Here is an 8046-nt window from a genome sequence, read left to right on the forward strand (position 1 = left end):
GTACGAGGAACGAGAGAGAACTCCCTGATGCCTGAGAACAACAACAAAAAGAAGAACATCGCGATCGGAGCGGGCGTGGCCCTCGCCGCCCTGCTGCTCGGCGCCGCTTCCTACAGCGCCACCAGGCCCGACGAGCCTTCCTCGGTCACCGCGAAGGAAGAGCCCGCCGCGGAGGTCTCCGCGGACCCGCAGGCCGGGGTCTACCCGGAGCTGGCCAAGCTGGCCCGGCGCGACGCCAAGGACCCGCTCGCGCAGGGGCGCGCGGACGCGCCGGTCGTGCTCATCGAGTACGCCGACTTCAAGTGCGGCTTCTGCGGCAAGTTCGCGCGCGACACCGAGCCGAACCTCGTGAAGAAGTACGTCGAGGACGGCACCCTGCGCATTGAGTGGCGCAACTTCCCCATCTTCGGCGCGGACTCCGAGTCCGCCGCGCGCGGCGCCTGGGCCGCAGGGAAGCAAGGGCGCTTCTGGCAGTTCCACGCGGCGGCGTACGCGGACGGCTCCAAGGAGAAGGGCTTCGGGGGCGACCGTCTGAACGAGCTCGCGAAGGAGGCCGGTGTCAAGGACGTCGGCCGCTTCTCGGACGACGTGGGGAGTGCCGCCGCCAAGGCCGCGGTGAAGAAGGACCAGGAGGAGGCGTACGGGCTTGGTGCCACGTCCACTCCGTCCTTCCTGGTCAACGGGCGGCCCATCTCCGGGGCGCAGCCGGACGAGGTCTTCGACCAGGCGATCGAGCAGGCGGCTGCGGCGGCCGAAGGCAAGGGAGCTTCGGGCAAGGGCGGGGACAAGTGACTGCCGATGTGGGGTACTTCGCGGCGTTCCTCGGAGGGTTGCTCGCCCTGGTGAGCCCATGCAGCGCGCTGCTGCTGCCCGCCTTCTTCGCGTACTCGATCGACTCGACCTCGCGGCTGCTCGCCCGTACCGGCATCTTCTACGCGGGCCTTGCCACGACGCTGGTGCCGCTGGGCGCGGCGGGTTCGGTGGCGGGGCGGTTCTTCTTCGGCCACCGGGACCAGCTGGTGCTCGTCGCCGGGTGGCTGATCATCGCGCTCGGTGTGCTGCAGGTCGTGGGGATGGGGTTCGCCTCGCGGAAGATGGCGGAGATCTCGGGGCGGATCCGGCCGACGACCGCGGTCTCCGTGTACGCGCTTGGCGCGGTGTACGGACTCGCGGGGTTCTGCGCGGGGCCGATCCTGGGGAGCGTCCTGACGGTGGCGGCGGTGAGCGGGAGCCCTGTCTACGGGGGGCTGCTGCTCGCCGTCTACGCCTTGGGGATGGCGGTTCCGCTGTTCGTGCTGGCCCTGCTCTGGGAGCGGTTCGATCTCGGTCGGCGGCGGTGGCTGCGGGGGCGGACCTTCCGGGTGGGGCGCTTCGAGCTGCATACGACGTCGTTGCTGTCGGGGGCCTTCTTCGTCGCCCTGGGTGCGCTCTTCCTCGCGTACGACGGGACCACCGCGCTGCCGGGTCTCCTGGACGTGGACGACTCGTTCGCCGTGGAGCGGTGGGCCGGGGACGTGGGCCGGGCCGTGCCGGACGCGGTGCTGCTGGTGGGTGTCGTGGCGCTCGTGGGTGCGGGGTTCGGGGTGCGGGCCTGGCGGAGGCGTGGGCGCGGGGCTGGGCCTGGGCCTGGGCCTGGGCCGGTTGAGGCTGAGCAGGGGTAAGTCCGTTATGGGTGGTTTAGCGTATTCGTATGCCTGGACCGCCTGAACCGCCTGAACCCCCTGTACAGCCTGACGGCGAAGAGCACCGGCACGGCGCCCACGGAAGGGCGCCCACCCGGGGTGAGCGCTGGTCGGCGTTCAAGGAGTCGCCGTTCCTGCCCGCGGTCGTGCTGGCGCTGATCCTGGCGGCGGCCGCAGGGCTCTTCGCGGGCTCGTACACGTACTCCATGGCGAACCCGACCCCGCACCGCATCCCCACGGCGGTGGTCGGGGCGCAGGAGGCGACGCGGGGGAAGGCGTTCCTCGACGGCATGGAGAAGGCGCTGAACGCGTCGCTGGAGGTGCACGAGTACGGCAGCGTGGGCGCGGCGCGGGTGGCGGTGGAGGAGCAGAAGGTCTTCGCCATCCTGGCGGTGGCGTCCGGGGACAGGGTGACGTTCGACGTCTCCGGGGCGTCCGGGGCGTCGGTCGCACAGCTCCTCGCGGAGGCCGCGCCGAAGGTGGGGAAGGAAGTGGGGGTGCCGGTCGCGGTCAAGGACATCAAGCCGCTCCAGGAGGGGGATCCGCGGGGGCTCGCGATCTTCTACATCTCGCTGGCCGCGGTGATCATCGGCTTCGTGGGGGCGATTCAGCTGAGCGTGCACGCGCGGGGGCTGAATCCGGCGGAGCGGATCGCTTTTACCGTTCTGTACGCGCTGCTCGGTGGGTTCGTGATCGCGGCGGTGGTGGACTGGTGGCTGGGGGCGGTTGATCTGCCGTTCGTCGAGTCGTGGCTGATCCTGGCGCTGACGATGTTCGCGTCGGGCATGGTCTTCACGATGTTCAACACGATGTTCGGGCGCTGGGCGATGATCCCCACCTGGGGCCTGATGGTGCTGCTCGGCAACCCGTCCTCGGGCGGGGCGGTTTCGTGGCCGCTGCTTCCGTCGGTGCTCGGGCACATCGGGCAGTGGCTGCCGCCGGGGGCGTCGGTGAACGCGCAGCACACTGCGGTGTACTTCGGCGGCCATCAGCATGCGTTCCCCTTCTTCGTGCTCGCGGGGTGGGCGGTGCTTGCGTCCGCGGTGTTCTGGGTGTGGCGCCACCGCCATCCGGGCGGGCGCGAGAAGCCTGCGGCGCATGCGGCGACGCCGGCCGGGTGAGCGGTTCTGGTCCGTCTGTGGGTCCGGGGCCGCGCTGCGGGGTGAACGGGGTGGGGGTCCCCCTGCTTCTTAAGAGCTTGGGGGAGGGCGGGGAAGGCCTGTTCGGCAAGAACGTTGCTGGGGGCGGTGAACGAGGCGCCCGGCCCGGCGCGGGGGGGAAACGCCCGAAGCCCCGCCGGGAGAGGCGGGGCTTCGGGGAGAAGTGGCTGGGGCCGGGATCGAACCGGCGACCTATCGCTTTTCAGGCGATCGCTCGTACCAACTGAGCTACCCAGCCACGCGATTCAAGGAATCGCAAGCGGTCCTGACGGGATTTGAACCCGCGGCCTCCACCTTGACAGGGTGGCGAGCACTCCAAACTGCTCCACAGGACCAAGCGTTGTGCGAGCACTAGTCTCGCACAAGGTGTTGCGTGCCCCCAACGGGATTCGAACCCGTGCTACCGCCTTGAAAGGGCGGCGTCCTGGGCCACTAGACGATGAGGGCTAAGGGCCCACCTGGGCGCTTTGCAGCGCGTCGGGGACGTGAGAAGCATATGGGATGCGGGGAGCTATCGCCAAAACGGTTATCGGGGGGCCGGGGAGCCGCTCCCCGGCGAGCGGCTCGGAGGGGGCGGCGACGGCGTCGCGCCGGGCTGGTTCTCCTTCGGCAGGTGGCGGCTGACCTCCGCTTTCGTCAGGCCGAGGCCGCCCAGTTTGATCTCGTCCCAGGCCTGGAGGCGCCGGGTCTCCCGGTCCAGGTAGAGGATCGACGTCTCGACCGGGTCCGGGTGCTTGCCCTCCACCGCCCGCAGCCCGCTGCCGCCCGTCGAGCCTTCGATGCGCAGGCGGGTCCCGCGTTCCATGACCTCCATCTCCTGGCGGTGCACATGGCCCGCCAGGACGAGCGGCACCTCGCCGTCCGTCTCGCGCGCGGCATCGGGATTGTGCGCCACGGCGATGTCGACCGGAGTGCCGGCCGCCTGCTGGTCGCGCAGGGACGAGGCGAGGCGGATGCCCGCCATCTCCTCCGCCGGTTTGCCTTCCGCCTGCACCGACCGGTCCGGGGTGTACTGCGGGTCGCCAGTCCCGGCGAACCGCAGCCCCGCGACCGACACGGCCCTGCCCTCGTCCAGGACGTGGACGTTCTTCATGCGCTGCAGGTAGCGCTGGGTGGCGGACGAGTCGTGGTTGCCGCGCACCCACACGTACGGAGCACCCAAGTCCTCGATCGGGTCCAGGAAGGCGTTCTCGGCGGCGCTTCCGTGGTCCATCGTGTCGCCGGAGTCGACGATGGCGTTGATGTCGTACTGCTCGACGAGCGAGGCGATGATCTTCCAGCTCGCCGGGTTGAGATGGATGTCCGAGACGTGCAGGACGCGGATCGTCGACGGGTCCGGCTGGTACGCGGGGAGCGTCGATGTCACGTCGTACAGCTTCGTCACGTTGGTGACCAGGCGCGCCAACTCCTGCTGGTAGACGTCGAATTCGCTCACGATGCTGCGGGCGTTGCCGACCACGGACGGCGCGCTGCTGAGCAGGCCGGAGAACTTGGGTTCCAGGACCGATTTCGGGTTCCAGCTCGCGTACGCCGCCGCGCCCGACGCGGCGAGGAGGGCGAGAGCAAGGCCGCCCGCCGCCAGGGCCCTGCGAGGGCGGCGGTAGACCGCAAGGCCCAGTGCCGTGGCGCCGGCCACGACCGCGGCGCAGGAGCGTACGGCCAGGTCGAGCGTGCCGTGGCCGACGTCCTTCGTGACCTCGTCCTGGAGGCCCGAGATCCGCTCGGGGTGGTCGACCAGGGCCTGGGAGCGGACCGGGTCCAGGCGGTCCACGTCCACGTCCAGGCGGATGGGGGCTACGTGCGAGCGCAGTTCGAGGGCGCCGAGCGGCGAGACGTCGATCTTCGTGCCGCCGGTGAGGGAGGGGCGCAGCGCCATGCGCGTGTCCATCGGACCGACCGGCGCGTGCACGCTGCCGACGATCAGCAGGCCCAGCCAGGCGCCGAGCAGGACGACCGCGACCAGGCCGGCGGCGCGGCCGTACGGGTGCGGAGGGCTGATGAGCTCGCTCACCGGATGCGGGTGGCGGGCTCGGTAGTGGCGTACGAGGGCGGCGGGCGCACGGAAGTCGCGAAGCCGGACCATTGGGGCCGTATGCCCATGGGGAGGGGCCGCTATGCGGGGCGGTGGCTGACAATGGGGATGTGCTGGAGATGACGCGGGAAGAGTTCGAGGAACTGGTCGCCGAGGCGCTCGACCGGATTCCGCCGGAGTTGACGCGGTTGATGGACAACGTGGCGGTGTTCGTGGAGGACGAACCGCCCACCGAGGATCCGGAGCTGCTCGGGCTCTACGAAGGGACTCCGCTGACGGACCGGGGCGAGTGGTACGCGGGGGTGCTGCCCGACCGGATCACCATCTACCGGGGGCCGACGCTGCGCATGTGCGAGTCGCGTGAGGACGTGGTCGTGGAGACCGAGATCACCGTGGTGCACGAAGTCGCACATCACTTCGGGATCGACGACGAGCGCCTGCACGCCCTGGGATACGGCTGACGGTCGGCGGCGGTCACCGTCAGGGTCCGTGTCCTCTTGCGGGGCAAGGGAGTTGGGTAGGGCGTCCCCGCTTCTCAGCGCCTCGGAGGTGCTCGGCCGTGCGCCAGTTGTACGTTCCTGCTCGGTGGGCCGCGGCGGCCGTGGCCGTCGTGGCGACCGCGGGCTGCATGAGCATCGGTGACGACGGGGGCGGTGAGCCCGGCCCCGCGCGGTCCGCGGGCGAGCGCAGCGCGGCTGCCGCCCCGGACGGCGGGAGCGTCACGCCGGGCGCCGGTTCGGCCGGCGGCGGTGATGCCGGCCGCGGCGACGCGAAGGGCGGCAAGCGCGGCAAGGGCAAGGGCGGGAGCAAGGGTAAGGCGCGGCCGGGCGAGCCGGGTGGGTCCGGTGGCGCCGCCAGGGCTTCGGCTTCCGCCTCCCGGGAAGGCGACGCCCCCGCGCCGCCGACGCAGGACGGGCGGCCGTCGCCCACGCGTACCAAGCCCGACCCGCCGCGCCCCACGCCGACGCCCGATCCCCCGAAGCCGACCCCGACGCCGACCCCTGAGCCCACTCCGGAGCCCTCGTCGTCGGCGCACGAGCCGCCGAAGCAGGAGGCGCAGCTGGGGGAGCGGTCCGAGGGGCTCAGGTCGCGGGAGCCGTCACCGGAGGCCGGGCCCGCTTAGGGCGGGGTTGTGGTGGTTCGGCCACTGTCCGAAACCCGCTTCGTCGCAGGTGAGACGAGCTGTGGGGGGTGGAATCCAAGGTGTCCCGGAGGATGTGGTTTGCCTTCCGGGGGGTTGGGTGCGTATGGTGGTAGATCGTTTGATCCCATTTGCCCGGCGCCGAAAAAGAAGAGCGCCGCGTGGCGCGTACTCTCCCTTGCCGTGGCTGACCGCATAGAGGCGGTCCATTGCGAAATCACGGAGTTGACGGGCGCGTGCCGAGACTCCGGAAGGTTTCGCATTTCGCATGTCCATTTCTCATTCTGACCACGCCGTCCTGCCCGAGAACGAGACGACCGACGAGCTGACGGTGGAGACCGTCACCGAGGCCGTCGAGACCGTTCAGGCCGCCGACGTCGTGGAAGCCGCAGAGCAGGTCGTCGTCGAGACCGAGGCCGCCGAGTCCGACGCCGAGCCCGCCGAGACCGGCCCCACCTTCGGAGACCTCGGTCTTCCCGAGGGCATCGTCCGCAAGCTCGCCCAGAACGGCGTGACCGCCCCCTTCCCGATCCAGGCCGCGACCATCCCGGACGCCCTGGCCGGCAAGGACATCCTCGGCCGTGGCCGCACCGGCTCCGGCAAGACCCTCTCCTTCGGTCTGCCGATGCTGGCGACGCTGGCCTCCGAGGGCCGCACCGAGAAGAAGAAGCCCCGCGGCGTCATCCTGACCCCGACGCGTGAGCTCGCGATGCAGGTCGCGGACGCGCTGCAGCCGTACGGCGACGTGCTCGGCCTGAAGATGAAGGTCGTCTGCGGCGGTACGTCCATGGGCAACCAGATCTACGCCCTCGAGCGCGGCGTCGACATCCTCGTCGCCACGCCGGGTCGTCTGCGCGACATCATCAGCCGCGGCGCCTGCTCGCTCGAGAACACCCAGATCGCGGTGCTCGACGAGGCCGACCAGATGTCCGACCTGGGCTTCCTGCCCGAGGTCACCGAGCTGCTCGACCAGGTTCCGTCCGGCGGCCAGCGCATGCTGTTCTCGGCCACGATGGAGAACGAGATCTCCACGCTGGTCAAGCGCTACCTGAACAACCCGGTCACGCACGAGGTCGACAGCGCCCAGGGCAACGTCACGACCATGACCCACCACATCCTGATCGTGAAGCCCCGCGACAAGGCGCCCGTCACGGCCGCCATCGCCGCGCGCAAGGGCCGCACGATCATCTTCGTCCGCACCCAGCTGGGCGCCGACCGCATCGCCGAGCAGCTCTGCGAGTCCGGCGTGAAGGCCGACGCGCTGCACGGCGGCATGACGCAGGGCGCTCGTACGCGCGTTCTTGAGGACTTCAAGAAGGGCTACGTCAACGCGCTCGTCGCGACCGACGTCGCCGCCCGCGGCATCCACGTCGACGGCATCGACCTGGTCCTGAACGTGGACCCGGCCGGCGACCACAAGGACTACCTGCACCGCTCCGGCCGTACCGCTCGCGCGGGCCGCTCCGGCACGGTCGTCTCGCTGTCCCTGCCGCACCAGCGCCGCCAGATCTTCCGCCTGATGGAGGACGCCGGCGTCGATGCCTCGCGCCACATCATCAACGGCGGCGGCACCTTCGACCCGGAGGTCGCCGAGATCACCGGCGCCCGCTCGATGACCGAGGTGCAGGCCGACTCCGCGGGCAACGCCGCGACCCAGGCCGAGCGTGAGGTCAAGGACCTCACCAAGGAGCTCGAGCGCGCGACCCGCCGCGCGACGGAGCTGCGCGAGGAGGCCTCGCGCCTCACCGCGCGCGCCGCCCGTGAGCGTGGCGACGACCCGGAGACCGCGGTGGCCGAGGCCGCAGCGGCCGCCGAGGCCGCCGTCGAGGCCGCTGCCTCCGTCCCGGAGCAGACCGCCCCCGAGCGTCCGGCCCGCGAGGAGCGTTCCTCGTACAGCCGTCCGCAGCGTGACGAGCGCGGCAACTACGAGCGTGAGCGCCGTGACGACCGCGGTGGCCGTTCCTTCGAGCGTCGTGACGACAACCGTGGTGGTGGCTCCGGCTTCCGCGGCGGCGACCGTCGTGAGGGTGG

General features: G+C 70.9%; 7 protein-coding genes and 3 tRNA genes. 6 read left to right on the forward strand and 4 right to left on the reverse strand.

What is annotated here, in order from left to right; translation table 11 throughout:
• Positions 1–27 precede the first annotated feature (27 nt).
• Genes AC5P1C_RS05580 through AC5P1C_RS05590 form a run of 3 tightly spaced genes read left to right on the forward strand, consistent with a single transcriptional unit; the run spans position 28 to position 2803 of the window.
• Positions 28–792, forward strand: a complete 765-nt coding sequence (locus AC5P1C_RS05580; protein WP_493864501.1) for a DsbA family protein — start codon at positions 28–30, stop codon at positions 790–792.
• A complete protein-coding gene (locus AC5P1C_RS05585; protein ID WP_493864502.1) occupies positions 789–1661 on the forward strand; it encodes a cytochrome c biogenesis CcdA family protein in 873 nt (290 codons plus the stop codon). The genes AC5P1C_RS05580 and AC5P1C_RS05585 overlap by 4 nt, the downstream gene beginning before the upstream one ends.
• A gap of 29 nt (positions 1662–1690) precedes the next feature.
• Entirely contained in the window at positions 1691–2803 is a 1113-nt protein-coding gene (locus AC5P1C_RS05590) for an ABC-2 transporter permease (RefSeq protein ID WP_493864503.1), read from the forward strand.
• A gap of 203 nt (positions 2804–3006) precedes the next feature.
• Here the strand turns inward: AC5P1C_RS05590 and AC5P1C_RS05595 are convergent.
• From AC5P1C_RS05595 to AC5P1C_RS05610, 4 genes are all read right to left on the reverse strand, one after another.
• Positions 3007–3080, reverse strand: a tRNA-Phe gene (locus tag AC5P1C_RS05595).
• Between the two features lie 22 nt (positions 3081–3102).
• A tRNA-Asp gene (locus AC5P1C_RS05600) sits at positions 3103–3177 on the reverse strand.
• Between the two features lie 39 nt (positions 3178–3216).
• A tRNA-Glu gene (locus AC5P1C_RS05605) sits at positions 3217–3289 on the reverse strand.
• Between the two features lie 79 nt (positions 3290–3368).
• Positions 3369–4925, reverse strand: coding sequence for a metallophosphoesterase family protein (locus AC5P1C_RS05610; RefSeq protein WP_493864504.1), 1557 nt, complete (start codon positions 4923–4925; stop codon positions 3369–3371).
• Between the two features lie 59 nt (positions 4926–4984).
• Between AC5P1C_RS05610 and AC5P1C_RS05615 the strand changes: the two genes are divergently transcribed.
• The 3 genes from AC5P1C_RS05615 to AC5P1C_RS05625 form a co-directional block, all read left to right on the forward strand.
• Positions 4985–5335: a metallopeptidase family protein gene (locus tag AC5P1C_RS05615; RefSeq protein WP_493864505.1), complete on the forward strand. Its 351-nt coding sequence runs from the start codon at positions 4985–4987 to the stop codon at positions 5333–5335.
• A 98-nt stretch (positions 5336–5433) separates the two neighbouring features.
• Positions 5434–5997 carry a hypothetical protein gene (locus AC5P1C_RS05620; protein WP_493864506.1) on the forward strand — a complete coding sequence of 188 codons (564 nt, stop codon included), beginning with the start codon at positions 5434–5436 and terminating at the stop codon, positions 5995–5997.
• Between the two features lie 286 nt (positions 5998–6283).
• Positions 6284–8046, forward strand: a 1763-nt coding sequence (locus tag AC5P1C_RS05625) for a DEAD/DEAH box helicase (protein ID WP_493864507.1), incomplete at its 3' end; no start/stop codon positions are given.

This window comes from Streptomyces sp. A18 (genome assembly GCF_059026065.1).

Excerpts from the sequence above, each read along its gene's own strand:
- AC5P1C_RS05590 (WP_493864503.1), top strand. The coding sequence starts at position 1,691 with ATGCCTGGACCGCCTGAACCGCCTGAACCCCCTGTACAGCCTGACGGC.
- AC5P1C_RS05610 (WP_493864504.1), bottom strand. The coding sequence starts at position 4,925 with ATGGTCCGGCTTCGCGACTTCCGTGCGCCCGCCGCCCTCGTACGCCAC.
- AC5P1C_RS05580 (WP_493864501.1), top strand. The coding sequence starts at position 28 with ATGCCTGAGAACAACAACAAAAAGAAGAACATCGCGATCGGAGCGGGC.